This is a genomic window from Vibrio lentus, assembly GCF_002875945.1.
Classification (GTDB): Bacteria; Pseudomonadota; Gammaproteobacteria; order Enterobacterales; family Vibrionaceae; genus Vibrio; species Vibrio apostichopi.
In genome coordinates this window covers 1-24,981 of the sequence record NZ_MCZK01000114.1, presented here as the reverse complement: position 1 = coordinate 24,981, position 24,981 = coordinate 1, and the positions used below count along the sequence as shown (strand labels likewise).

At 44.5% G+C, this 24,981-nt stretch carries 24 protein-coding genes; 15 read left to right on the top strand and 9 right to left on the bottom strand.

The window, feature by feature from the left end; genetic code table 11:
- Position 1: 1 nt before the first annotated feature.
- Entirely contained in the window at positions 2–1,024 is a 1,023-nt protein-coding gene (gene pspF / locus BCT49_RS11790; RefSeq protein ID WP_102435355.1) for a phage shock protein operon transcriptional activator, read from the bottom strand.
- Between the two features lie 298 nt (positions 1,025–1,322).
- Here pspF and pspA point away from each other — a divergent pair, with 298 nt between their 5' ends.
- From pspA to BCT49_RS11745, 9 genes are all read left to right on the top strand, one after another.
- On the top strand, positions 1,323–1,994 hold the full coding sequence (gene pspA, locus BCT49_RS11785) for a phage shock protein PspA (protein WP_004734604.1): 672 nt from the start codon (positions 1,323–1,325) through the stop codon (positions 1,992–1,994).
- A 15-nt stretch (positions 1,995–2,009) separates the two neighbouring features.
- Positions 2,010–2,243 carry an envelope stress response membrane protein PspB gene (gene pspB, locus BCT49_RS11780; RefSeq protein ID WP_029224500.1) on the top strand — a complete coding sequence of 78 codons (234 nt, stop codon included), beginning with the start codon at positions 2,010–2,012 and terminating at the stop codon, positions 2,241–2,243.
- Entirely contained in the window at positions 2,236–2,622 is a 387-nt protein-coding gene (gene pspC / locus BCT49_RS11775; protein WP_102435354.1) for an envelope stress response membrane protein PspC, read from the top strand. Before pspB ends, pspC begins: the two co-directional genes overlap by 8 nt.
- Positions 2,623–2,778: 156 nt before the next feature.
- The gene (locus BCT49_RS11770; RefSeq protein ID WP_102435353.1) at positions 2,779–3,813 is read left to right on the top strand and encodes an efflux RND transporter periplasmic adaptor subunit; all 1,035 of its coding nucleotides are present in this window, start codon (positions 2,779–2,781) and stop codon (positions 3,811–3,813) included.
- A gap of 1 nt (position 3,814) precedes the next feature.
- Complete coding sequence (locus tag BCT49_RS11765; RefSeq protein WP_102435352.1) at positions 3,815–4,900, top strand: efflux RND transporter periplasmic adaptor subunit; 1,086 nt, start codon at positions 3,815–3,817, stop codon at positions 4,898–4,900.
- Positions 4,893–8,003 (top strand): efflux RND transporter permease subunit, encoded by a 3,111-nt coding sequence (locus tag BCT49_RS11760; RefSeq protein WP_102435351.1) that lies wholly within the window; start codon positions 4,893–4,895, stop codon positions 8,001–8,003. Before BCT49_RS11765 ends, BCT49_RS11760 begins: the two co-directional genes overlap by 8 nt.
- Positions 8,004–8,142: 139 nt before the next feature.
- Positions 8,143–8,709, top strand: coding sequence for a DNA-3-methyladenine glycosylase I (locus tag BCT49_RS11755; protein WP_102435350.1), 567 nt, complete (start codon positions 8,143–8,145; stop codon positions 8,707–8,709).
- 109 nt (positions 8,710–8,818) lie between these two features.
- Positions 8,819–9,808 (top strand): winged helix-turn-helix domain-containing protein, encoded by a 990-nt coding sequence (locus BCT49_RS11750; protein ID WP_102435349.1) that lies wholly within the window; start codon positions 8,819–8,821, stop codon positions 9,806–9,808.
- Positions 9,799–10,272 carry a hypothetical protein gene (locus BCT49_RS11745; RefSeq protein WP_102435348.1) on the top strand — a complete coding sequence of 158 codons (474 nt, stop codon included), beginning with the start codon at positions 9,799–9,801 and terminating at the stop codon, positions 10,270–10,272. The genes BCT49_RS11750 and BCT49_RS11745 overlap by 10 nt, the downstream gene beginning before the upstream one ends.
- Positions 10,273–10,362: 90 nt before the next feature.
- Here the strand turns inward: BCT49_RS11745 and BCT49_RS11740 are convergent, their stop codons facing one another.
- Positions 10,363–11,547: a cystathionine beta-lyase gene (locus BCT49_RS11740; RefSeq protein WP_102435347.1), complete on the bottom strand. Its 1,185-nt coding sequence runs from the start codon at positions 11,545–11,547 to the stop codon at positions 10,363–10,365.
- Positions 11,548–11,747: 200 nt separating this feature from the next.
- Positions 11,748–13,202: a cardiolipin synthase gene (gene cls, locus BCT49_RS11735; RefSeq protein ID WP_102435346.1), complete on the bottom strand. Its 1,455-nt coding sequence runs from the start codon at positions 13,200–13,202 to the stop codon at positions 11,748–11,750.
- A 367-nt stretch (positions 13,203–13,569) separates the two neighbouring features.
- On the opposite strand from cls, the gene BCT49_RS11730 reads away from it, so the two are divergent.
- From BCT49_RS11730 to BCT49_RS11715, 4 genes are all read left to right on the top strand, one after another.
- Positions 13,570–15,003, top strand: coding sequence for a sodium-dependent transporter (locus BCT49_RS11730; protein WP_012604350.1), 1,434 nt, complete (start codon positions 13,570–13,572; stop codon positions 15,001–15,003).
- Positions 15,004–15,210: 207 nt separating this feature from the next.
- Complete coding sequence (locus tag BCT49_RS11725) at positions 15,211–16,827, top strand: methyl-accepting chemotaxis protein (RefSeq protein WP_102435345.1); 1,617 nt, start codon at positions 15,211–15,213, stop codon at positions 16,825–16,827.
- Between the two features lie 165 nt (positions 16,828–16,992).
- Positions 16,993–17,691: a TIGR01621 family pseudouridine synthase gene (locus tag BCT49_RS11720; RefSeq protein WP_102435410.1), complete on the top strand. Its 699-nt coding sequence runs from the start codon at positions 16,993–16,995 to the stop codon at positions 17,689–17,691.
- A gap of 8 nt (positions 17,692–17,699) precedes the next feature.
- Positions 17,700–18,653, top strand: a complete 954-nt coding sequence (locus tag BCT49_RS11715; protein WP_102435344.1) for a class I SAM-dependent methyltransferase — start codon at positions 17,700–17,702, stop codon at positions 18,651–18,653.
- A 105-nt stretch (positions 18,654–18,758) separates the two neighbouring features.
- On the opposite strand, the gene BCT49_RS11710 is transcribed toward BCT49_RS11715, so the two are convergent.
- From BCT49_RS11710 to BCT49_RS11690, 5 genes are all read right to left on the bottom strand, one after another.
- Complete coding sequence (locus BCT49_RS11710; RefSeq protein ID WP_017109886.1) at positions 18,759–19,376, bottom strand: CDP-alcohol phosphatidyltransferase family protein; 618 nt, start codon at positions 19,374–19,376, stop codon at positions 18,759–18,761.
- Positions 19,366–20,016 (bottom strand): ATP-binding cassette domain-containing protein, encoded by a 651-nt coding sequence (locus BCT49_RS11705; protein ID WP_102435343.1) that lies wholly within the window; start codon positions 20,014–20,016, stop codon positions 19,366–19,368. The genes BCT49_RS11710 and BCT49_RS11705 overlap by 11 nt, the downstream gene beginning before the upstream one ends.
- Entirely contained in the window at positions 19,982–21,682 is a 1,701-nt protein-coding gene (locus tag BCT49_RS11700; protein ID WP_102435342.1) for an ABC transporter permease, read from the bottom strand. The genes BCT49_RS11705 and BCT49_RS11700 overlap by 35 nt, the downstream gene beginning before the upstream one ends.
- Before the next feature lie 5 nt (positions 21,683–21,687).
- Positions 21,688–22,854, bottom strand: coding sequence for an ABC transporter substrate-binding protein (locus BCT49_RS11695; RefSeq protein ID WP_102435341.1), 1,167 nt, complete (start codon positions 22,852–22,854; stop codon positions 21,688–21,690).
- 314 nt (positions 22,855–23,168) lie between these two features.
- Positions 23,169–23,615: an META domain-containing protein gene (locus BCT49_RS11690; protein ID WP_102435340.1), complete on the bottom strand. Its 447-nt coding sequence runs from the start codon at positions 23,613–23,615 to the stop codon at positions 23,169–23,171.
- Between the two features lie 190 nt (positions 23,616–23,805).
- Here BCT49_RS11690 and BCT49_RS11685 point away from each other — a divergent pair, with 190 nt between their 5' ends.
- Together BCT49_RS11685 and BCT49_RS25845 are read left to right on the top strand one after the other, a co-directional pair.
- A complete protein-coding gene (locus tag BCT49_RS11685) occupies positions 23,806–24,066 on the top strand; it encodes a DUF1289 domain-containing protein (protein WP_017109882.1) in 261 nt (86 codons plus the stop codon).
- A gap of 109 nt (positions 24,067–24,175) precedes the next feature.
- Positions 24,176–24,343: a hypothetical protein gene (locus BCT49_RS25845; RefSeq protein ID WP_162929981.1), complete on the top strand. Its 168-nt coding sequence runs from the start codon at positions 24,176–24,178 to the stop codon at positions 24,341–24,343.
- 72 nt (positions 24,344–24,415) lie between these two features.
- Here the strand turns inward: BCT49_RS25845 and BCT49_RS11680 are convergent, their stop codons facing one another.
- On the bottom strand, positions 24,416–24,718 hold the full coding sequence (locus BCT49_RS11680; protein ID WP_102435408.1) for a thiamine-binding protein: 303 nt from the start codon (positions 24,716–24,718) through the stop codon (positions 24,416–24,418).
- Positions 24,719–24,981: the final 263 nt, after the last annotated feature.

Here is a 24,981-nt window from a genome sequence, read left to right as displayed (position 1 = left end):
GCTATTTATCGTTCGCTTGTCCGACAATCGCGTACTTTCTCACCATTCCACGTAATTGGTTGTAGGTTAACCCAAGTAATTCGGCGGCTTGTTTTTGATTGTATTTGCTTTGCTTTAGGGCTTGATTGAGTAGTTTGATATCTTGTTGCTCTTGCCATGCTTTGTAATCGAGAGGCAAAGAAAAAGAGCCCTCTGATGAAGTATGGTCGTTGGCTGGCTCATTGCCAATTTCCTGAGTGGAATCTTGGTCATTTTGCCACGCTGGCTGAAACGGGTTAAATACCAGATATTCAATAGGATATGGGTTCTTGCCGTGCTGATAGATAGCGCGCTCTACAACGTTTTTCAGTTCTCGAACGTTTCCGGGCCAAGAGTAATCTAGCAGTGCCTCGACAGCCGATGGTGCAAAGCCGACAAAAAGATCCAGTTGGAGCTCTCGACACATCTTGATGGCGTAATACTCAGCGAGCAATGTGATGTCTTCTTTTCTTTCGCGAAGCGGAGGGATGGTAATGACATCAAACGCCAGTCTATCTAACAAGTCGGGCCTGAATTCACTTTTGAGTGCCATAGCGGGCAGGTTGGCATTAGTCGCGCAGACTAACCTGACATTGGCACTTAATGCTTTCTGTCCGCCTACACGCTCATACTGGCCGTATTCAATCACGCGTAATAGTTTCTCTTGAACCGAAAGAGGGGTTGTTGCCAACTCATCCAAGAACAGCGTCCCACCTTCTGCTCTTTCAAAACGCCCTTGATGGCGTCCTTTTGAGCCGGTAAATGATCCTGACTCATGACCAAACAACTCCGAGTCAATCAAACCTTCACTGAGTGTTGAGCAGTTCAGCGAGATCAAAGGTTGATCCCAGCGTCTTGAAAGGTAATGCAACCTTTGAGCGATCAACTCTTTACCAGTACCACGCTCCCCAATGATCAGAATGGGTCTTTCGATTGGTGCTAATTGAGAAACTTTATCTAAAACAGAGAGAAAGCTTGGGGATTCGCCAATAAGATTCTGCTGCATAGCGGGTCCTTGTGAGGTTTGAGCGCCGGTGAATGTTATTAAAGTGCTTTATTTAAATGGCTTAATTAAGAGAGTAGTGGTGAAAAATACCAATACTTGGCTAAATTCATCATAGCATGGTTCGAGTTAATCACCATTTTATTGTAAGTGATTGATAATAAATGGCTTAAAAGTTGGCACGCTACTTGGATTACTTATGGTAGGTTTAACAACAAACGTAAATTTTTGAGCAAGTGGACTGAGAAGTCGAACATCGATTTAAAGCACATTTGCCATCATTGTAATTAAGGAGTTCCTCATGGGTATTTTTTCTCGCTTTGCAGACATTGTAAATTCAAACATCAGTGCATTATTAGATAAGGCTGAAGATCCTGAAAAGATGATTCGCCTGATTATCCAAGAAATGGAAGACACGCTGGTTGAGGTTCGCACCAACTCAGCAAAAGCAATCGCAGACAAGAAAGAGCTAGCGCGCAAAGTTGAAGCTATCGAAACTCAGATTCTAGATTGGCAAAATAAAGCAACACTAGCGCTGACTAAGCAACGTGAAGATCTAGCAAGAGCGGCTCTAATCGAAAAGCAAAAGTTAGAAGACATCATCAAGAGCCTTCACACAGAGCAAACTTTGGTTCATGAAACCATCGAAAAGCTGACAAGTGAGATTGGCAAGCTAGAAACCAAAATCGCAGAAACACGTGCGAAGCAGCAAGCATTAATGATTCGTAATAATGCGGCAAGCAATCGTCGTGATGTTCAAAAGCATCTGCATTCAAGCAAAACCCACGAAGCAATGGCGAAGTTTGAGCAATTCTCGCGTAAAGTGGATGAATTAGAAGCTGAAGCCGACGTTTACGCCAAAACAGGTAACGCAAAATCGTTAGACCAAGAATTTGCAGATCTACAAGCTCAAGATGAAATTGAAAAAGAGCTGGCGAAACTGAAGCAACAAGTTGAAAACCGCGATAAATAATTTTAGGAGTTGTCTATGTCAACATTTCTAATTGCAGGTCCACTGATTGTCTTTTTAATCTTTGTGGCACCGCTATGGTTGTTCTTACATTACCGTAGCAAGAAGAAATCCAGTAATGGTCTTTCAGAAACGGATCTTGATCGTCTGCATAAGCTTTCTGCACAAGCTGAATCCATGCAAGATCGTGTAAAAACACTGGAAAAAATACTGGATGCGGAGTCGCCAAGCTGGAGACGAAACTATGAGTAGAGAACTGTATCGCGACCCAATTAACGGTAAGTTATCTGGAGTGTGCGCAGGGTTAGCGAACTATTTTGGCCTGGAAGTTTGGTTGGTTCGCATCTTGGTTATCTCTGCGGCGCTGCTTGGTGGTAGCTTTCTCGTCCTATTAGCGTATTTAGCTTTAACGTTTATGCTTGAAAAACAACCACCTAAGTATGTCGATGAAATGAAAGCCAAGCAAGAGCACACACTAAAGCAAAAGCCTTGGGAAAAAGGGCAAACGGCTGAGTCGCTACTGAACACTTTAGAGGGTGATTTCCAGACGTTAGAGACCAGTGTACGCAACATGGAAGCTTATGTTACTTCCGACACCTTTAAAGTCGATCGTGCATTTAAGAACATGTAGTTTGTTACCCTAAAAATAATAGAGAACGGTTTAGGAAAATTTATCCCAAGCCGTTATTTTTTTTAATAATTTTGTCTAAATAAATATTACGATAACTGGTAACTTACATGTGATTAATCTATGTTAATAAGATACTTATAGATATGGATGATCACCATGTACAAAGCCTCCCTAGTCCTGTTGGTAACCCTGTCCGGGTTATCTGGGTGTGGTAAGGAGCTGCCTCCTGTTCCAGAGCCCGAATCAAGACCTGCTAAACTTTTCACTGTCTCCGTTGGTAACAATGCCTTTGAACGAAATTTCCCCGCCACCACCGAAGCGGGCGATAAAGCTGTCTTGGCCTTTCGTGTTCCAGGTTTACTGCAAACGCTCGATGTTACTGCTGGTCAACAAGTATCAAAAGGCGAAAAACTCGCGATGCTCAACCCTGATGAGTATCAGTTACTAGAGAAACAAGCCAGAGCTAACTTCAAACTTGCCGATGTACAATATCAGCGTGCGATTAAACTGCGTAAAGATAGAGTGGTCTCAGAGCAAGATTTTGATCAAGCGAAAGCCAACCACAACTCTGCTCGAGCTGTACTGAATCAAGCCAAAGCCAACTTACGCTACACCACATTAATTGCGCCTTATGAAGGCACCATTTCTATTATTCCTGCTGAAAACCACGAGTATATTGCGGCAAAGCAAGGGGTAATGAATATTCAAACCAATCAAATCCTCAAAGTCGTCTTCCTATTACCTGACCAATTAATTACTCGCTTTTCTTCAGGTTTTGAAACAGACGCGACCATGGTATTCGATGCTTTTCCAGAACATTTTTACGAACTGACTTTTCAAGAGGTCGATACCGAAGCGGATCCAAAAACAGGTTCTTACAAAGTCACCATGATAATGGAGAGACCGACTGATATCGGGATCTTGCCGGGTATGTCTGGCACGGTGAAGTTGGTGTCAGCAATAGCGGCGGCAACCAAGATTCCAACTTCAGCGATGATGACTGATGGAGATGATGTCTCTGTATGGCGTGTGAATAACGACGGTATTGTTGAACAAGTTGCAATCGTGATTGACGAAAAGCGTCATATTGTTTCGGGTTTAAATGATGGTGACCGCGTGGTGACTTCTGGTGTTAACGGACTTGAATCTGGCGTTAAGGTTCGCGAGTGGATCAAGGAAAGGGGGCTTTAACATGAAGACAATTCAAATGGCTCTCGGCCTATCCTGTCTAGCTTTGCTGACTGCTTGTAAAGACAAGGGCAGCACTGAATCAGACAAGCTTCCTCTCGTCAAAGCGATTGAAATTTCGGTTCTCGACTTTAATGACAAACTCTATTTCCCAGCCGTCGCCAATGCTGCTGAAAAAGCTCATCTTAGCTTTCGAGTGGCAGGTGAGATATTTAAGCTGGATGTTAAAGAAGGCGAGCGCGTAAAAGAGGGCGACATTCTTGCTGAGCTTGACCCGACTGATTACCAATTAGATGTGGATAACGCTCAAGCGAGATACACCGTAATTGATAGCCAATACAGACGTTCGAGCCCACTGGTCAAAAAAGGTTTATTGGCTAAGTCTCAGTTTGATGAAATTGCTGCTCAACGCCAAATTGCTTACGCCGAACTTGAATTGGCAAAACTGCGTTTGTCGTTCACTAAACTTCGTGCCCCTGTGGATGGGATTATTTCGCGTGTCAGTGTCGACCAATATGAAAACATTCAAGTTGGCCAACAAATCGTAAATATTCACAGCGTTGAAGATGTGGAAGTTATTATCCAACTGCCGGATCAAATCTACGTAAATCAACCTAGTGAGACGATCCTTTCTAACGTTGAAGCTTTAGTGAGGGTACCAAGCGGTAATGAGTACTCTGCGGGAATCAAAGAGTTTACGACTGAGCCCGATCCAAGCACGGGTACCTTCACCGTAACGTTAGCACTGCCGATGCCCAAAGATGATCTGATTCTTGATGGTATGGCGGTTGAAGTGACTTCGCACGGTAGAGATATCGGCCTTGAGCTAAAAGCTGGCGTGCTTATCCCAATTGAAGCGGTGTTCAATGCCGATGGGGATGACCTCACTCGTACAAATTCTTACGTATGGGTGCTTAATGATGACGATACAGTCTCTAAGCAGCAAGTCGTGTTAGGCAAAGCAAATCAGAAAACATTGCAGATTATCAAAGGATTAGAAATGGGGCAGCATGTCGTTGTTGCGGGCGTATCTCGATTGCGTGATGGGATGACAGTGGAAGTATTGTCTCAGGAGACGAACAATGAGTGAAGTGAATAACAAGCCTCAAAATGACGCTCCACAAGGTGATGACCAGATCACAGGTGTCGCGTCTTACTTTATACGTAACAAAGTCATCAGTTGGATGCTATCGCTGATCTTTCTGATTGGTGGTGTTTCTGCGTTCTTTGGCTTAGGTCGTTTAGAAGACCCAGCTTTCACCATTAAAGATGCAATGGTGGTTACCTCATATCCCGGTGCTACGCCACAACAAGTGGAAGAGGAAGTGACCTACCCACTAGAGAAGGCGATACAACAGCTGACTTATGTGGACGAAGTTAACTCTATTTCAAGTCGTGGCCTGTCACAGGTTACGGTCACCATGAAAAACAACTACGGCCCAGACGATCTTCCGCAGATCTGGGATGAACTGCGTCGTAAGGTCAACGATCTCAAGGTGGAATTACCGCCAGGGGTGAATGATCCTCAAGTCATTGATGACTTCGGTGACGTTTACGGTATTTTGCTTGCCGTGACGGGAGATGGTTACAGTTATAAAGAGTTACTCGATTACATTGATTACCTAAGGCGAGAGCTAGAACTGGTTGATGGGGTCAGTAAAGTCTCTGTTTCCGGTCAACAGCAAGAGCAAGTTTTCATTGAGATATCGATGAAGCGGATAAGCTCACTTGGGATATCTCCAAGCACCGTCTTTAACCTACTATCCACCCAAAATATTGTTTCCAGTGCTGGCGCAGTTCGGATAGGAGATGAATATATACGTATCCATCCAACGGGCGAGTTTCAAAACGTTGAACAACTTGGCGATTTGATTCTGACGGAAGGTGGCGCTCAAGGGCTTATCTACTTAAAAGATGTAGCCGACGTGACACGCGGTTATGTTGAAGTGCCCACCAATATCATCGGTTACAACGGAAAACTGGCCCTCAACCTCGGGGTGTCCTTTGCTCAAGGCGTGAACGTGGTGGCGGTAGGTGAAGCTTTTGACCGACGTTTGGCGGAGCTTAAGTATCAACAGCCCGTTGGGATAGATATTTCTGAGGTTTATAACCAACCAAAAGAAGTCGATAAGTCAGTCAGTGGTTTTGTTGTCAGCCTCGGACAAGCGGTTGCCATCGTAATTATTGTACTTCTGTTCTTCATGGGGCTTCGCTCCGGCTTGTTGATTGGTTTGATACTGTTGTTGACCGTTTTCGGTACCTTCATTTTCATGCAGTACTTCAAAATCGATCTACAGCGTATCTCACTGGGCGCATTGGTTATTGCCTTGGGGATGCTGGTGGATAACGCCATTGTGGTGGTGGAAGGGATATTGATCGGCACGCAAAAGGGACGATCCCGGATGCAGGCCGCCACTGATATCGTCACTCAAACAAAATGGCCACTACTCGGTGCGACCGTCATTGCGGTTACGGCTTTTGCTCCAATCGGTCTATCTGAAGACTCGACGGGCGAATACTGTGGCACCTTGTTTACAGTTCTGCTTATCTCATTAATGTTGAGCTGGTTTACTGCAATCTCGATTACCCCGTTTTTCGCGGATATTTTCTTCAAAGGTCAGAAGGTTGATCCTGATAGCGAAGGCAAAGACCCATACAACGGGATGGTTTTCGTTATCTACAAAAACTTCCTAGAATTTTGTATGAAACGAGCTTGGTTAACCATGTTCGTTTTGGTTATCGGCTTGGGTGCGAGCGTTTACGGCTTTGGTTTTGTAAAACAAGCTTTCTTCCCATCTTCTACAACACCGATGTTCCAAGTTGATGTATGGATGCCGGAAGGGACGGATATCCGAGCAACCAACACGAAACTTAAAGTGCTGGAAAACTGGTTATCGGAACAAGAGGAATCCGAGCATATTACAACCACGGCGGGTAAAGGTTTACAGCGTTTTATGTTGACCTATTCACCGGAGAAAAGTTATAGCGCGTACGGCGAAATTACGGTTCGTGTGAAGAGCTATGAAGTACTTGAAGCGCTTATGCTTCGTTTCCGCGAACATGTTGATACACAATTCCCTGAGATCGATTACAAGCTCAAACAGATTGAATTAGGTCCAGGCGGCGGCGCGAAGATTGAAGCTCGTATTGTCGGCTCCGATCCAACGGTTCTTCGTTCTATTGCCTCTCAGGTGATGGATGTCATGCGTGCGGATTCAGGTGCTTATAACGTTCGTCATGACTGGCGTGAAAGAACTAAGGTGTTAGAGCCTCAGTTCAATGAAAGCCAAGCTCGTCGTTACGGTATCACTAAGTCTGATGTTGATGATTTCCTAGCGATGTCATTCTCAGGTAAGTCGATTGGTGTATACCGCGATGGTACGACGCTGATGCCTATCGTGGCGCGTTTGCCGGAAGATGAGCGTATCGACATTCGTAACATCGAAGGCATGAAGATTTGGAGCCCTGCATTAAGTGAGTACATTCCGCTACAGCAAGTGACGTTAGGTTACGAACTAGAGTGGGAAGACCCGTTGATCATCCGTAAGAACCGTAAGCGTATGCTAACCGTTATGGCTGACCCAGACTTATTGGGTGAAGAAACAGCTTCAACGCTTCAAAAGCGTTTGCAGCCACAAATCGAAGCGATCGAAATGCCACCGGGTTATTCACTCGAGTGGGGTGGTGAATATGAATCGTCGGCAGATGCACAAGCGTCATTGTTTACGACCATGCCTTTGGGTTACTTGTTCATGTTCTTGATCACTGTGTTCTTGTTTAATTCAGTGAAAGAGCCGCTGATTGTTTGGCTAACAGTACCACTCGCCTTGATAGGGGTGACGACGGGACTATTAGCCTTGAACACGCCTTTTGGCTTCATGGCGTTGTTAGGTTTCTTGAGTCTATCGGGAATGCTACTCAAGAACGGTATTGTATTGCTCGATCAGATTGGGATTGAGATGAAATCAGGTAAAGATCCGTATGTAGCGGTAGTGGATGCGGCATTGAGTCGTGTTCGTCCGGTATGTATGGCGGCGATCACGACCATTCTTGGTATGATCCCACTACTGCCTGATATTTTCTTCAAACCAATGGCGGTAACCATTATGTTTGGTTTGGGCTTTGCTACAGTATTGACACTAATTGTTGTTCCTGTGCTTTACCGTTTATTTCATAAAATTGAAGTAAGGTAATATCAGTTACCCTAAGAATGAATGCCCCTTAATGGGGCATTATTTTTTGCTAAGTTGCTAAGTTGCTAAGTTGCTAAGTTGCTAAGTTGCTAATGGTTAAAGGTCAAAAGTCAAAAGACCCTAAAGAAAGAGGCTTAAAATGGAAATAAATGCATCGGATCGAACGTGTGCATGGGCACTCAAGCACGAGCTTGAAAGGGAATATCACGACAAGGAATGGGGTGTACCGGTTTACGATGATCAAGTCTTGTTTGAGTTCATTACCTTAGAGGGCGCACAAGCGGGCCTTAGCTGGATTACGATACTTAAGAAGCGAAAAGGGTATCGTGCTGCTTTCGATAATTATGATCTGAATAAGCTCTCATCGATGAACGAAGACGATGTGCCAAATGTCATTGAGAATTTTGATGTGGTTAGGCATAAGGGAAAGATCGCCTCTGTCTATAACAATGCCCGCGCAACACTTGAACTTCAAAAGGAGTTCGGTTCTCTGTCTAATGCGTTATGGCAGTTTGTCGATAACAAGGTGGTCGAGAATCAATGGACAGAGATGTCTCAAGTTCCCGCTTCTACAGAGCAATCAAAAGCGATGAGCAAGTTTTTGAAAAAAAGAGGCTTCAAGTTTGTAGGAGAAACAATCTGTTATGCGTTTATGCAGGCAACCGGGATGGTTAACGATCATGTGGTCGGTTGTCCTTATAAATAAAAGTGTTATTTATCGTCGCGAAATAATTGAGTGAAAACTGGAAAATTCACTGGCCATTTATAAACTATTCCATATTATATGCGACCGAATTCAAATGTAGACAACGATAGTGAAACAACAAAACTACCAAATATGTGGTGCTACTTACGATCCTTTACTTAGGCAGTTTGTGCGTGAAGATGGCCATGTAGAAACTATCGCACCACTAGAAGGGAAGGTGTTTCTTTTCTTGTTAGAAAACGCCGGTGAATGCATTGAACGAGGTCTGATATTTGATAGATGTTGGGGCAATGTGATTGTCTCAGAACAAGCGCTGACCAATGTGATATCCAAGGTTAGAAAAACGTTGTCTAGAGTCACTTGTGGCTGCGCGACGATTCGTACCGTCAGTAAGACGGGTTACTCGCTGGAAATCGATGAGTCGATAAAGTCCGCGACAACTGACGCTTCATTTTCTCAGGTGACGACAGAGGAGTTTGAAGCTAACTCTTTGCCTGAAGACTTAGTTTCTCCGTCTGAGGACTTAAACTTTAAGTCACAAACTTCTGTCACCCAACAAGTGTCAGTGACGAAAGAAACCTCTACCGAAGCAAACTTGTCCAAGATAACTGAGTCAGAACCAAACACGGCCTCAAACCAAGAATTAAACTCCGCTGAGCTCGATCTTTCAAAAACAAAAAGTAATGTGTATTTCGTTCGAGCGGGTTATTTGCTCGCTTTACTCTGTTTAGCCGTAACGGCGTTCAACCTTTTCCAAATCTACTATCAGCCATCACCTTATTTCGTTGATAAGGCGGAATATAAAGATAGCTACACAGACAATACTAATCACTACTTCTTCCATATTGTTCGCAATGAAGCCTATTCGTTGCCTACAATTACTCAAAAGCTCACAGATGTAATACCTAACCATTGTAATGTGGATGTGTTTGTTCGTATTTACCTATCGGTTGACCAGCCAGAGAATGACGCGTTATACATGTTGGTTCAAAGGAAGGATGGTGAGGCTTTCAATTATGGCGCGACGATTTTCAATGTAGAGACGTCTTTTGAGTCATTTGCAAAGCATATGGAAAAGAGGAGTCACTTTTGCGATTAATTGGCTTACTCATTCTATTGGCAATTGCTGCGGCGAGTTTTCTGTTAGAACAAAACTCATTGGCGGGCACTCGATGGCATTGTAAAACGCTCAAAACGGACTTCTTATCTCATGCATTTCAACCGTATCAATCGCTTTATGAGCGCATGAGTCTTACTTTTCAGTCGGATCAGACATTTAGTATGAGAGAGTTTGTGACGATCACAGAGAAGGACGGAAGCGAAGGGACAATGGAAAATCTTTATTCCGGATATTACGGTCTTGATGGGAATAATTTATCGATGAGTATTATTGATGTGAGAACCGCGACACCTTTCCATGACCCAATCATTAATCAGGAATACAGCGAGTACAAAGGGGTGACTATTGATTACTCTATCTTGGCCAAGGATCAGTCTCTGTATTTGTTCAATGAGCACCGTTCTGAAATCTTTAACTGGGCGTGCTTTAAGGTTCAGAAATAGTATTGCTGATGACGCTTATATACAAAGCCAAATAAATGAAAGGCAGGATATACCTGCCTTTTGTGTTTCTAGATGAATTATCAACGTAGATTAAAGCAGAGCGTTGTAACGCTCTAAGCCAGCCTCTAGGTCTGCAATCAAGTCATCGACGTCTTCTAAGCCGATATGAACTCGGATCAGGGTTCCTTCGAAGTTTGGATTTGCTACTGTTCTCAAGCTGTTAAAGCTGCTTGGTTCATTGGCTAGAATCAAACTCTCAAATCCACCCCATGAGTAACCCATGCTGAAGTGTGTCATACCATCAAGTAGAGCTGTGGTCGCTTGTGGGTTTGAATTTTTCAGAACGAACGAGAACAGGCCATTACCGCCAGTAAAATCTCGCTTAAAGAATTCATGACCAGGGCAAGACTCAAGGGCAGGGTGACGAACATGATCGACTTCAGGGCGAGTCTCTAACCATTTCGCGACTTTTAAGCTGCTTTCAGCGTGTTGGCGAAGTCGAACATCAAGAGTTCGAATACCGCGAAGACCAAGATAAGCGTCATCTGGAGACACGCATTGTCCCATCAAGTAACTCTGCTCGCGCAATTGATCCCAGCATTTCTCGTTGGCAACAGCGGTACCTAGCATTACATCTGAGTGACCCACGATGTATTTGGTCGCTGCTTGAATCGAGATATCAACACCGAAATCAAACGGTGAGAAGTTCACACCTGCCGCCCAAGTATTATCAAGCATAACGATGATGTCATGTTCGTGAGCAATACGAGCCAGAGTCGGAACGTCTTGAACTTCCATGGTTACTGAACCCGGAGACTCGGTAAATAATACCTTGGTATTTGGCTTGATAAGGTCTTGGATGCCTTCGCCAATTGTTGGTTCGTAGTAAGTCGTCTCTACGCCCATCTTTTTCATGATGGTGTCACAGAAATCACGCGTCGGCTCGTAACAGGTATCGACCATTAAGATGTGATCACCGGTTTCAACAAACGATAAGATTGCGTTAGAGATTGCTGCGGTACCACAAGGGTAGAGTGCACAGCCTGCACCGCCTTCAACTTCAACCATTGCATCTTGAAATGCGAAATGAGTCGTGGTGCCACGGCGCCCGTAGAAAAGTGTCTTGTTAGCGCGATTAACGGTCGCTTTGCGTTTCTCTTCTACTGTATTGAATACGACAGTTGAAGCGCGTTGCACGGGTGGGTTAACGACGCCATTGGTCCACTTCTTATCACGACCTGCAGTGATGAGTTTGGTGGTTTTACTTTCGGACATGCTGTGAATTCCTTATCGATCGGTTATGTCCTATTTAAAACATGCGAAGAGGCATCAAAGCAAGAGGAGAGGTTGAGTTTTTACGGTTTTCTTTCGCTTTTTAACTTTTCAGTGCGTTTTTCAATGAAAGGCTAAAAAGCGATAGATATAAAAGTCGTGATAGATTTTAACGTCTTAATGTATTCGCGACTTTGTTCACGTTAGAGCAGCGGGTTAAATAAGTAGAACAGCCTTTCAAAGAAACGGTTTCTCAAATTCCTCTTTTCCCATTGTTCCAATTCAACAGGGTGAGAAGAATCAATATAGGACTGCTGTAATTCAGATAGCTGCTGAGTGAAATGCACATCATCCACGGCAAGCGTCACTTCAAAGTTAAGCCACAAACTGCGCATGTCGATATTGACCGTCCCAATCAAGCAAAACTCTTCATCGATCACTACCGATTTGGTATGAAGAAGGCCACCGTAAAACTCATAGATCTTTACGCCAGCTTCAAGCAACTCGGTATAAAACGCACGAGAAGCCCATTTGACCATCAATGAATCGTTGTTGTGTGGAATGATCAGTTCTACGCTCACACCACGCTGTGCGGTCATTTTAAGTGTTTCTAGTAAGTCGGCACTGGGTACGAAGTAGGGCGTAGTGATACGAACAGAGTGATTTGCCTGATTAATCGCAATGGTTAAAACTTGGAGGATCAAATATTCCGGCATACCCGGACCAGACGGAACCACTTGCACCGGGTGATGAGTCTTTATTTCTTCGACAGCACACTCCGGTAGGTCAGGCAGAATACGTACACCTGTTTCCACTTCCCAATCCCAACCATGAATTGCAGACAATACGTTAACCGTAGGCCCAGTCACGCGCACCATGACGTCGATCCACTGACCTACGCCTGAGCTCTGTTTGAAATATGCAGGATCGACCATATTCATTGAACCTGTGTAGGCAATGGTCTCATCAATCACGATGATTTTACGGTGTTGTCTTAAATCTAAGCGACGTAAAAAGATACGCCAAGGGCTAACTTCTAATGCTTGTACGACGTGAACGCCAGCGTCTTTCATCATTGAATGCCAATGGCTTTTGAAGAAGCGAGGGCTACCTGCAGAATCGAGTAAAACCTTAACATCGACACCGCGTTTCGCCGCTCGTATTAAAGCCGATGCAACTGAATCAGTGAGTCCGCCAGGGTGCCAAATATAGAAAACCATTTTGATGCTGGTCTGGGCGTTTTCTATATCTTCGATAATTGCGTGTAGGATCTCATTGGGTGAAGATTGTAATGAAAGTGTGTTTCCACTGAGCGCAGGAATGCCCATTCGGTTGTTACAAAGCTCATCGATCTTGTGGATAGGGGAGCCAACTTTACCAGGAAGGTGGAGCTGACAATCATTTAATTGTCGGAACCAATCACCAAAGGGAGTAAACATGCGATGTGCGCGCTCAGCCCTTTTTTTACCTAGGTTTAGCTCACCGAAAAGGAAGTAACAAGCGACCCCAACAATCGGGATAATGTAGATAACCATCAGCCACGCGAGAGAAACACTCACTGAGCGTCGTTTTAGTACGACACGGAAAGTCACACCGGCTACGAGAACCCAGTACAAAGCGACAGAAGCTAAAGTTAAAAAATGGTAGAGCTTTTCCACATTGAATACTCGAAAAAAGAGACACTTAGATAGTAATGCTATTTTGCCAATATGGGAATTTGCGGAATCAACTATTTACAAAATAGAGTAAAAGCGGTAAACAGGTGAAAGTTGTTAAGTTTTAGTTAACTTAAGACGAAAACGATTGTTTTGTACGAAAAGTCGGCATTTAACCATAAAAATTTACATTGGTAACGAAATATGTACGGTTCGCACTTCCAATTTTATTCTTAAACTGGTTTACTTGCTATATAACGAGCGTCAATCAAATCTTTTAGGTGTGTAAATTTTTTTATACACCTTATCTTTTAAAGACGCCACCCAAAGCAAAACACAACATCACATAACACAAAAGTTTGGAGTACACGTGGCTACTAGTAATACAACCACAACACCCCGCGATACCTGGGGTTCGAAGTTAGGATTCGTAATGGCTGCAGCAGGTTCTGCTGTTGGCTTAGGTAACATCTGGAAATTCCCATACACGGCAGGCGAAAGTGGCGGCGGTGCATTCGTTGCAATTTACCTGTTTTTTGTAATCTTCATTGGTTTCAGTGTCATGCTGACTGAATTTGCGATTGGCCGTCATACGCAAAAATCAGCAGTAGGTGCATTTAAATCGACTGACCGTCGTTGGACGTTCGCTGGTGTTATCGGCGTAGTCAGTGGTCTACTGATCATGGGTTTCTACCCTGTAGTAGGTGGCTGGTCTATCGCATACATCGGTAAAATTGCTGGTGGTCTACTAGACGCACCTGAAGCAATCGGCGACAGCTTCGGTGGCTTTATCTCAAACCCAGTTCAACCACTTATGTGGATGGGCCTATACCTACTACTTAACGTTGTCATCGTTATGAAGGGTATTTCTGGCGGTATTGAGAAAGCGGGTAAGATTCTGATGCCACTTCTTTTCATCATCCTTATCGTGGTATCAATCAAAGGCCTAATGCTTCCGGGCGCTATGGCTGGTCTTGAATTCCTATTCAGCCCTGACTTCTCTAAAGTAGACAGCGGTGTAATCCTAGCTGCACTAGGTCAAGCATTCTTCTCACTATCTCTTGGTATGGGTTGTATGTTGACTTACGGTTCTTACCTTAAGAAGAAAGAGAACCTAGTTCAAACTACAGCTATGGTTACAGCGATGGATACAGGCGTTGCTATCCTAGCTGGTGTTGCAATGTTCCCTGCAATGTTCGCATTCGGTATGGAACCTGCAGCTGGTCCTGGTCTAGTATTCGTTGTTGTTCCTCAGCTATTCGCTGAAATGGGCGGCGTAGTTGGTCTTCTATTTGCTCTTATGTTCTTCGTTGGTCTAAGTGTTGCGGCACTTACTTCTTCAGTATCTCTACTTGAAGTTGTGGTTTCGTACCTAATCGATGAAAAAGGCATGAAGCGTGTGACTGCAGTACTGTCTGCAAGTGTCGTAATGGCGATTCTATGTATCTTCGCTTCTCTATCACTTGGTGGCTTCGGTCCAACACTGTTCGGTACTGGTGCGTTCGATATCTTCGACCTACTAACTGATAAGATCTTCCTAGCAGTTGGCGGTATGTTGGTATGTATCTTCGCTGGTTGGAGACTGAACCGTGCTGACCTAGAGAAAGAAATCACTAACGACGGTGAAGTATCTTTCCCACTATTCGGTCTATGGTACACACTCGTTAAGTACATCATCCCAGTAGCTATCGCTATCGTAGCGTTCATGGGTATCTCTTCTGGCTTCGACAGCGGTAAAGGTGCAATCATGCTACTAGGTATTGGTATCATTGCTGGCTCTGCGCTTATCTCTAAGAAGTTATAGTTTTAAGAAACCATAGCTCTAAGAAGCGACAATCGTGAGTTAAAGTAAGTTAAGAAACGGGAGCCAATGGCTCCCGTTTTTTTATGCTATTAACTTAATTATCATCGAAAAATAAAAACCTTACATTCACTAAAGTTATCCGTGTGATAGCCGATATATTTATCGGTTAGGCTGATTTAGCCTGTATTTTATTTAGGTAGGTGTTGTGTGAAATTGTCAGTGAGAAAGAAGCTCTATGCAGGTTTTGGCTCTATATTGGCTGTTCTTGTCACGTTAGTCGGTATTGTATGGATAGAGGTCATTGGAGCGCACAAGAGCGCCGATGAAATTAGAATGGACGATGTACCGGGTACCGTTACTTACCTTGTTCTGATAGATGAAGCAGGGGATGTCTACCGAGATGCTTTAGGCGCGATTATTCAAGTCGACAATGCGCTTAATGATTATCGCTCGAATAAAAACGAGTTTGCTCAAGCCATCGCACAAGCGAAACGTCTAGAGAGTCGAGGTTCAGAAGACCACCGTCGTGTTCAGCGAATCGAAGAGCTAATGGGACGCTTCACTCAAGAGTTTGAATCGAAACTTGTACCTAAGATTAACGATGAGTCTGCGCTGTTATCGAATATTCAGCAGCTTCGTTCTTTGTATGAGACGACCCTAATCCCAGTTGAAAACTTACTGGACCAAGCATCGGCAAGTGAGCGTGCGGATACCGAGCAATCGCTGCTTGTATTGACCGAGTCGTTTACTACGATTGAGCGCACCATCATGGTGTTATCTGCCATTGCGATTGTGTTTGGCTGTGTGATTGCCTATGTATTGTCTAGCTCGATCACCAACCGTCTGACTCGTGTTGAACAAGTAGCACGACGCGTGGCAAATGGCGACCTAACGGCTGGAGATATCGTTGATGATTCCGGTGACGAACTGGCTGACTTAGCTCAGTCGATTAACCAGATGCAGAAATCATTGGTGGATCTATTAGGTTCTATCTCTTCTGTTACCAACCAAGTTCAATCGGTTACTGGCGAACTGTCGTCGATTAGCCATGACATCGTTTCTGGTGCATCGGCACAAGCGGATAAAGCGAATCTGATTGCAACAGCAGCGGAAGAGCTAAGTCTTACGATCTCTGAAGTGGCGCAGCAGGGTACCTCTACTTATGAAGAAGCTCGACGTTCTGAGTCTTCAGCAGAAGATGGCCGTAATGTGATTGTAGAGATGGTGGCAAGCATTCAACAAGTCTCTGCTCAAATGAGTGACATGTCGGTACAGATGAACACGCTGGGTTCGCATGGTGAACAAATAGGTAGCGTAATTAAAGTGATCGAAGACATTGCAGAGCAAACCAACCTGTTGGCTTTGAATGCGGCGATTGAAGCGGCGCGTGCCGGCGAGTTTGGCCGAGGTTTTGCCGTGGTAGCAGACGAAGTAAGAGCATTGGCTGAAAGAACCACTAAAGCAACGCAAGAAGTGTCTGGCATCATCCAATCTATCCAGTCTGGTACTCAAGAAGCCGTGACTTACACTCAAGATAACTGTCGTTTAGTTGAGATTGGTGTAGAGCAAAGTACAGGGGCGGTATCGGCTCTAGAAGCAATTGTTAGCGGTGCTGGCAATGTACAAAGCATGGTCAACTCTATTGCGACAGCGGCAGAAGAACAGACAGCGGTAACCAAAGAGATTGCTGCAGATATTACGGCAATCAGTGATATCTCTGAGCAATCTTTGCAACTGGCGACTCGCAGCTCTGAAAATACGCTTGGCTTGAACGCCAAGGTTGCTGAGCTAGAAGCTCTGGTTGGTAAGTTCAAACTTGCTTAGTGCTTAGTTCGTATTCGATAGGGACTAAAAATCCATTACCGAAAGCGGACAATTAAAAAGAAGCCCAATGATTCAATGTTTATTGAGTTAGTTGGGCTTTTTCGTAGCTGGAATCTGGGTTCAGACACGGTATACTCCACGCTCTACAATGGAGCTAGCCTTTACATGTTCGACATTCTTCTGAACCATTCAGATTTTTTACTCATTAATAAGCACCCTGGAGTCAGCGTCCACAAAGACGATGGTGACACCATGCTGCTGCAAGAAGTCGCTAATGCGCTTAATGAGCCAAAGTTATATCTCGTTCACCGCCTCGATAAAATGACCTCTGGTATTCTGCTGTTAGCCAAGAATGCCTCGGCAGCGAGTGAGCTTTCACAGCTGTTCGCAAAGCGTGAAGTCGAGAAGTACTACCTTGCGATTGGTTCGAAGAAGCCAAAGAAAAAGCAGGGGTTGATCTCTGGTGATATGGAGCGTTCACGACGTTCAAGCTGGAAACTACTGACAAGCAAAGAAAATCCAGCGATTACCCAGTTTTTATCTGCAACCGCTGAACCCGGCGAGCGTCTGCTGTTATGCAAACCTTATACGGGACGCACGCATCAGATCCGTGTTGCGATGAAGTCGATCGGCTCGGCCATTGTTGGTGACCCTATTTATAATCCATCGAGTGAGGCTGATAGAGGCTATCTGCATGCCTTCGCGATTCGATTTACCTATCAATCACAAGCCTACGAATATGTCTGTGACCCAAGGAGCTTAGACTCTTTAGGAGAGAAGTGGCATCAAGAAACCGTCTCTAACGGTTTGGACAGTTGGCTTGAACCTTGGTCATTAACTTGGCCAAAGCTAAACACTAAGTGAGTGAAATAATGGAAGCATCAGCTTTACCTCTGTTTTTTAGTCATATTGAACAGCAACTTAATGAAGTGCCGAATGAACTACGCCGTATTTTTCACGGTCGTGGTAAGTTTTGGCCAGGCCTAGATCAACTGACATGTGATTGGGTTGATGGGCAGTTATTGGTTAACGTATTCAAAGAGGTGGATGACGAATTCTTATCATCTCTGAAAGCTGGATTGGTTGATTTGACTAATAAAGACATCTGGCAAGCAAAGCAGGGCACGAGTATTGTTTTGCAACACCGCTATGCCGATGGCGCGCCTTCAGAGGTTTTATGGGGCGAACTCAATGACTCACCCGTTGTGGTTGAGCACGGTCTTAAGTACCAATTAGACATTGGCCGTAATCAGAACTTTGGTTTGTTCTTAGACATGCGTAACGGCCGTCAGTGGGTACAAGATAATGCCAAGGATAAGAATGTTCTTAACTTGTTCGCATACACTTGTGGTTTCTCCGTCGCGGCTATCGCTGGTGGCGCTCGTCAATGCATGAACGTGGATATGTCTCGCGGTTCGTTGAATAAAGGTCGTGATAACCACCGTCTGAATGAGCACGACATGCGCTCGGTTAATTTCCTTGGCTACGATATCTTCAAGTCGTGGGGAAAAATCAAGAAAGGCGGCCCTTACGAGCTAGTGATCATCGATCCGCCTTCGTTCCAAAAAGGCAGCTTTGCTTTAACTAAAGATTACAAAAAGATCTTACGTCGTTTGCCTGAGCTCCTAACAGAAGGTGGCGAAGTGATTGCTTGTGTCAACTCACCAGCAGTATCACCAAACTTCCTAATTGAGACGATGGCAGAAGAAGCGCCAAGCGTTGAATTTATCGAACGTTTAGATAATCCGCCTGAGTTTGTTGATGTCGATCTTGATTCAAGCCTGAAGGTATTGAGATTTAAGATCAAAGCTTCTACAGAAGCCTGATTTCAAAAGATGTCTAATTGAGTTAAAACTTAATTATAAAACAAACGCCGCTCATCATTGAGCGGCGTTTTTGTTTATGCGGAATACGGAATACAGAAACGGAGACTAGCTGGTTTGATTCTTGAGTGTCTGGAACCCAAAATAAATTCGCATAAACGTAGTCAACCAACACGCCGCGCCAAAGGTATAAGCGATAACCGCAAAGTGTTGAGGCCAAATACAAAAAGCAATGAAACAAGCGATGGTTTCTGTGCCTTCGGTTAGCCCAGACATGTAGTAGAGTGACTTGTGCTTATAAACGGGGTTCTCGATGCCTCGTTTGCCTGCCATCACAGCAAACGCTAAAAAGCTGCTGCCTGTGCCGATAAAAGAGAAGATCAAAAATGCACCAGCAATGGCGTTGTGCTCTGGGTTTGCAATCACAAAGCCAAAAGGGATTAACGAGTAGAAAAGGAAATCGAGGCTGATGTCGAGAAAGCCGCCAGCGTCGCTAATGCCTTGGATTCGAGCCAAAGCCCCATCCAGTCCGTCACATACTCTGTTAAATACAATGAACCCTAAAGCCCATTCGTATTGTTGAAATGCCAACGCAGGAAATGCTAAACACCCGACCAGAAAGCCAAACAAGGTGGTTTGATTCGCTGTGATGCCAAATTGGTTCAGTAACTTAGCTGATTGGTTTAATGGCCATTTAATGACCTTGATGGAGTACTTATCCAGCATGATGATTTCTCCATGGCCAAGACAGTACTTGCGCCCCTTGAGGTACGTCAGCTTCGTCGTGCGTCACCATTAGCGTTGGGATATTCGCTTTCGTCAATTGTTCAAACACCCAATCACGAAATTGTGCTCTTAACTCTTGGTCTAGCTTACTGAATGGTTCGTCAAGCAGGGCTAGTTTTGGCTTTGCTAACAGCATACGAGTTAAGCTTATTCTTGCACGTTGGCCACCGGATATTTGGTCAGGGAATGACTCTGCTAAGTGAGTCAGTTCAATGTCTTTTAACGCGGTCATCGCTTGTTGTTGGCGAGCCGAACGCTTAACTGAATTAGGCAGAGAGAACGCCAAATTCTCCCATACCTTGAGGTGAGGGAACAACAAGTCATCTTGAAACAGAATACCGACTTCGCGTTGATGTGATGGCAAGTTGTCTAGCTGAATGTCGTTCAAAACAACGGTGCCAGAATACGAAAACTCATCATTAAGGTGACCCGCTACGGCGTCCAACAAAGTCGATTTTCCGCAGCCACTCGGCCCCATCAAAGCCAATACTTGGCCTGATTCTAATGTTACGTTTAGCGCTGAAAACAGCGATACACCATCGTTTTTATGGATGGCGAGGTCGTTGAGGTGCAGACTCATTCGTTAGAAAACCTTTAAAAGTAAGACGGCGATATCTGAGTTGAAGTCGGCTGACCAATATCGCTAAAGAGAAAAAGAACAGAGGCAATAAGGCCTGCCAGATAGCATAAATTGCCGTTACCCTGCGGTCGAAACCACTGGTTAGGGCAACAGCTTCTGTGGTGATCGTGCTAATGCGACCCGCACCGAGCATTAATGTCGGCAGGTACTGAGCCAAACTCACACTGATCCCGACTGCCCAAGCGAAGGCGATAGCAGGCAGCAATATCGGCAGCTTAATGGAGTACCAACTTTGGAATGGTGATTTACCTAGGCTGAGTGAGGCTTTTATCAGGCCGTCATTGAAGCTTTTCCAAGGGCCGTCTAAAGACAAGTACACAAACGGGAAGGCGAAGAATACGTGTGCCCAAATTACCCAAAACTCATAGGCGTTGCTGCCTATGTATAGGGTGGTCACTTGCATGCCAAACAATACTGAGAGTTGAGGTATCAACATGGGAATCGCGATAATAAAGCCCGGAACTTGCCACTTGTATTTGATTCGGTATTCATGAGCCACCAGCGCGAGTAATAAAGCAACGGAAGCGGCAATAAGCCCAATCCATAAGCTTTGCCCGACGGTGCTCATGATGCCATCCCACTCAAACTCCCAAAAACGCATGCTATAGCGACTTGGAAGTAAATCAGGGAAGCGCCAACGCTGAGCTACACTCCAAATCCCCATTAGTGGAATGATCAGTAGTGACAATGTCGCAAGCACTGCGAAGACCGTTTTACCTGGAAGGTTAACGCCTGTTCTTCCTGAATATTGCCAAGTTCTAAAGTACTTCAGAATTGCCCATTCGATTAAACGCGCTAAGGCTATGATCAACGAAGCCAAGCCAAATAGAACAATGGCTCCAGCTGCTGCTCGTGGTAATAGATTAAGGTCTGGGTCGTTAAACCATTGCCATACCAAAACGGCAAAGGTCGGCGGATTGGTTGGGCCAATGATCAAAGCAATATCGACAACCGACACGCTGTAAGCAAGCACCGCCAACATAGGGAAGCGAAGTTTGGTAAACCATTGTGGGAAAATACACTTCCACCAGATCTGAGAACGACTGTAGCCCAGTGAAGCACTCACCTTAGTGATACGTTCGACATCGATTTGTTGAAGTATCGATATGCTCATCAGCAACAAGAAAGGGACTTCTTTGAGCGCCAACATAATGATGAGGCCGAACGCGTATGGGTCTTTGACCAACAAAGCCAATTCAGAACTCGTAGCCGATTCACCAAGTAAGTGATGCACGGCTCTGGCCCCAAGGCCTGTCGGGCTAAATAGAAAAGCAAAGCCAATGGCGAAAGCGACATGTGGGATGGCAAGCATTGGCGATAACGTTAGCTCAATCTTTCTCCAAAACTTGTTTCCCCAAGACGCTTGAAGAATACAAAAGGTAAGAAAGCAGGCGATGTAGCTGCTTGCGATTGCTGAACCTAGGCTTAAGCCAATCGAGTGCCAAGCACCTTCCCATTGGAAGACTTGGCTAAAACCGTTGAGTGAGGGCTCCTCTAACCCCAGGGGCGGGATGAAACTCAGTGACGAAGCCACTACTCCCGCTACCCCAGGAATCATAGGGATAATGCACACAGCTATAACAACAAAATATAGAGCGCGTAGCATGAAGTTTAGTTACCGTATCGCTTAAGCCACTCTTTCTCGAGCGCGTTTTGCCAGCTTGGATGTGGTTCATCAATCGATTTAAATTGCTGAGTATTCTTAGCGCTACCGGTTAAGTACTTGCTGCTCAACACTGAAGGATCGCCCCAAACATTGAGGTCGCCTTTATGCGATTGTGCTTCAGGGCTCAATAAGAAGTTGATAGTGACTTGAGCGCCAGCACTTGCATTAGCATTCCAAGGAATAGCAAGGAAGTGGATGTTAGACAGAGCTCCGCTTTCTAATGCATAAGCTTTGGTGGTTTCCGCTAAACGGCCGCTTGCTTGTGCTGAATACACAGAGTTTGGATTGAATGTAATCGCTAAATCGAGCTGACCATCATCCAGAAGTTGGATACTTTCAGATGTGCCTGCTGGGAATTGTTTACCGCCGCGCCATGCCACTTTATGGAATTTATCTAAGTAAGCCCAAAGTGGTGCCGTAACTTCTTGGAAGTTGTGTTCTGAAACCGGCTTAGCAAGTGCAGGGTTGTTGTCTGTGAGCTCAATCAGTAGAGACTTGACGAAGCTGGTGCCGTGAAATTCAGGTGGGCGAGGATAGCTTAAGCGGTTAGGGAAAGCTTGAGCGTAGCTCAACATCTCTGAGAAAGATTGTGGCGGATTGTGCAGCGTCTCTTGGTCATGGATGAACACAAGTTGTCCAACGCCCCAAGGTGCTTCAAGGCCTTCTGTTGGTTCAGAGAAGTCGACATCAATCGGTAAAGACTTATCAACGTACTGCCAGTTTGGAAGTGACTCTGTAAACGGACCAAACAGCAAAGCGTTGTCTTTCATCGAACGGAAGTTCTCGCCATTGATCCAAACGATATCGACACTGCCTTCGGTGTTCTTGCCTGCCGCTTTTTCTGCGAGTAATCGAGTCGTGGTTTCGGCAATATCAGTGACTTTGACATGCTTTAAGGTAACACCGTAGTCACTCTGTAACTTCTTGCCTGCCCATTGTAGGTAACGATTGATCTCTTGGCTTCCGCCCCAAGCGTGAAAGTAGACAGTTTCTCCCTCTGCCTGCTGTTCAATTTGGTTCCAGCTATCGGTTGATGTTGCTTCATCAGCATAAATGGTTGCGCTGTATGCAACGGTTGCCATGATTCCTAACGTACTTACTATCTTGTTCATAAACTTTTCCATTTGGTAGTGAACGGGCAAGAGCATTGTATTTTCGAACTCCCTAACAGTTATTCTATCTGTTTCTGAAATAATTTCTAATTCAATAGTAAATTCAATCAATTACTAGGAGCCTCTGCCATCCTAGCAACAGACCGTTAAAGCGGTGAATTAATTGCACCTAAATGAGGTTTTTTTGATATTTATTGGAGGTTGGTACGAAAAGCGGGCGATAAGTGGTGTTTTGAATGCAATAGGCTGTCGAGCAAGCAATAAAAAAGGAGCCATTAAGGCTCCTTTAATCAATATCTGTTTTCAATGACGGATTAGTTTACCCAGTCACGAATTGTGTACGTTAGTGTGTGTACATCGTTTTTAAGTACTAGCGTATCGTTTGTTAGGGTTACGTCGCTCCACTCGCTTAGAGTAGCTGAAACCGATTGTTCGATTTCCATTGCTGAACCGTGACACATTTTCATTGTCATGCCCATTTGCTTGATACGGAATTGACCGTCTTTCAATTCGCCCTGACCAAAGAAGTTGTTACAACCAGCCATGCCGTTTGCAGTCAGCTTTTCACCGATCTCTAGACGAGGAGTCGCTTGTTGCTCGCTTTTCTCAATGTCCTTGCCATCAATTTGCGCAAGTTCCCAATTATGGTGCTGTAGATCGGTTGGCGTTACTTGCATCGCGTTATCACCTGTTGTTGTGCATGCTGCTAACATCATAGGTAAAGCGGCTACTGCTAGTAATTTTTTTGAACTAAACTTCATATTATAAGGCTCCAAAGGAAAGAACGAAGTTACTGAATATATGTAACTTGATGGGTTCAAAGTATAGTTTACAAAACACTATATGTGTCAGTATAAGGTCATAGTTTAGTATGGATTTAATCGGTCTGGCGACAAATTAATCGCTTATTTTTGAATTAGTAAGCTTAATTTCGATGTGTAAGGAGACAGGGTGGAGCAGTTAGAGTTTTTCCAAGTTCCAAGCCCTTGTGTTGGGGTTTGCTCAAGCGATGAAAAAGGCTATTGCCATGGCTGTATGCGCAAAAGAGAGGAGCGCTTTAATTGGATGTCGATGACATCTGCGGAGCAGTTACATGTCATAAAATTATGCCGTCAGCGCTATAGAAGAAAAATAATGAAGCAAAACAACTTGGTTGGTAAGCCTGAAGAAGAAGAGGGAAACACAAGTCCCCAAAGAGATCTTTTCGGCTAAACAATAACTATTGAGTTTTTATTTAACTCCGAAGTAACTATTACTTTACATAATGGTTGGGGTGTAATATTAAGGTAGGTACCTTTGTACCAGAAGGAGTGGTGTCGGTATGAATAAAAAGGATGTGAAAATCAAAAAAAAACCAGTCAAAGCACTGGACAGAAAACCGATTGGGGCGAAAGATGACCCTGAAGGGAGTGCGCGTGATTGGCATTCGATGTCAGAAGAAGAACGAATGGAAATCCTTTCTCACCTTTCAGACATGCCTTTTCAATAACATCACTGGTTCATCAGAGTCTTTCTCTATAGTCACATTTTCTCAAGCTAACAGGTTCTAAACGAACGTCTTCTAAACAAACATGTGATTCGCTTTCGTTACACCACGATGGTACGTGCAAAATGTATCATCGGCCTCGGTGGTTTTGCTATGAATCTTAATGTTGGTGATGACTTCGAGAGCCCCTGCATCGTAACAAGCTTGCTCAGCATTTTTAACGATCTCGAGTAATTGGTTGAGCTCACCTTTCATTGTGGTTTCCATCGCACCAATTTGAAAAGGGACATCGGCTGCTTTCACTACTTCAATCGCTTTATCAACCACTTCGAAATTGTTGCCTTCTTTAACGCGAGGGATCACTTGGAAGGCAACCATCACTTCTTTTTCTCTTTTTAACTCAGACACTTTCTGCTTACTCAATGAAGGGAAATTGTTGCAGATAATAGGTTAATGCGGAGATAAATTCTACAGCGGTTATGCTGGCTTATGAGCTTATAGCCTACTTGCTACCCCAGTGGTCGCTAACCCAACCGCCTATGTGCTCATCGAAATGACTGCCACTGAACCTGTGGTTGCGTTCAACAGAACAGTCACTCTCGTCTTTGTTATCTATTAGGTTTTGGGCTCTTCTCCGCTTA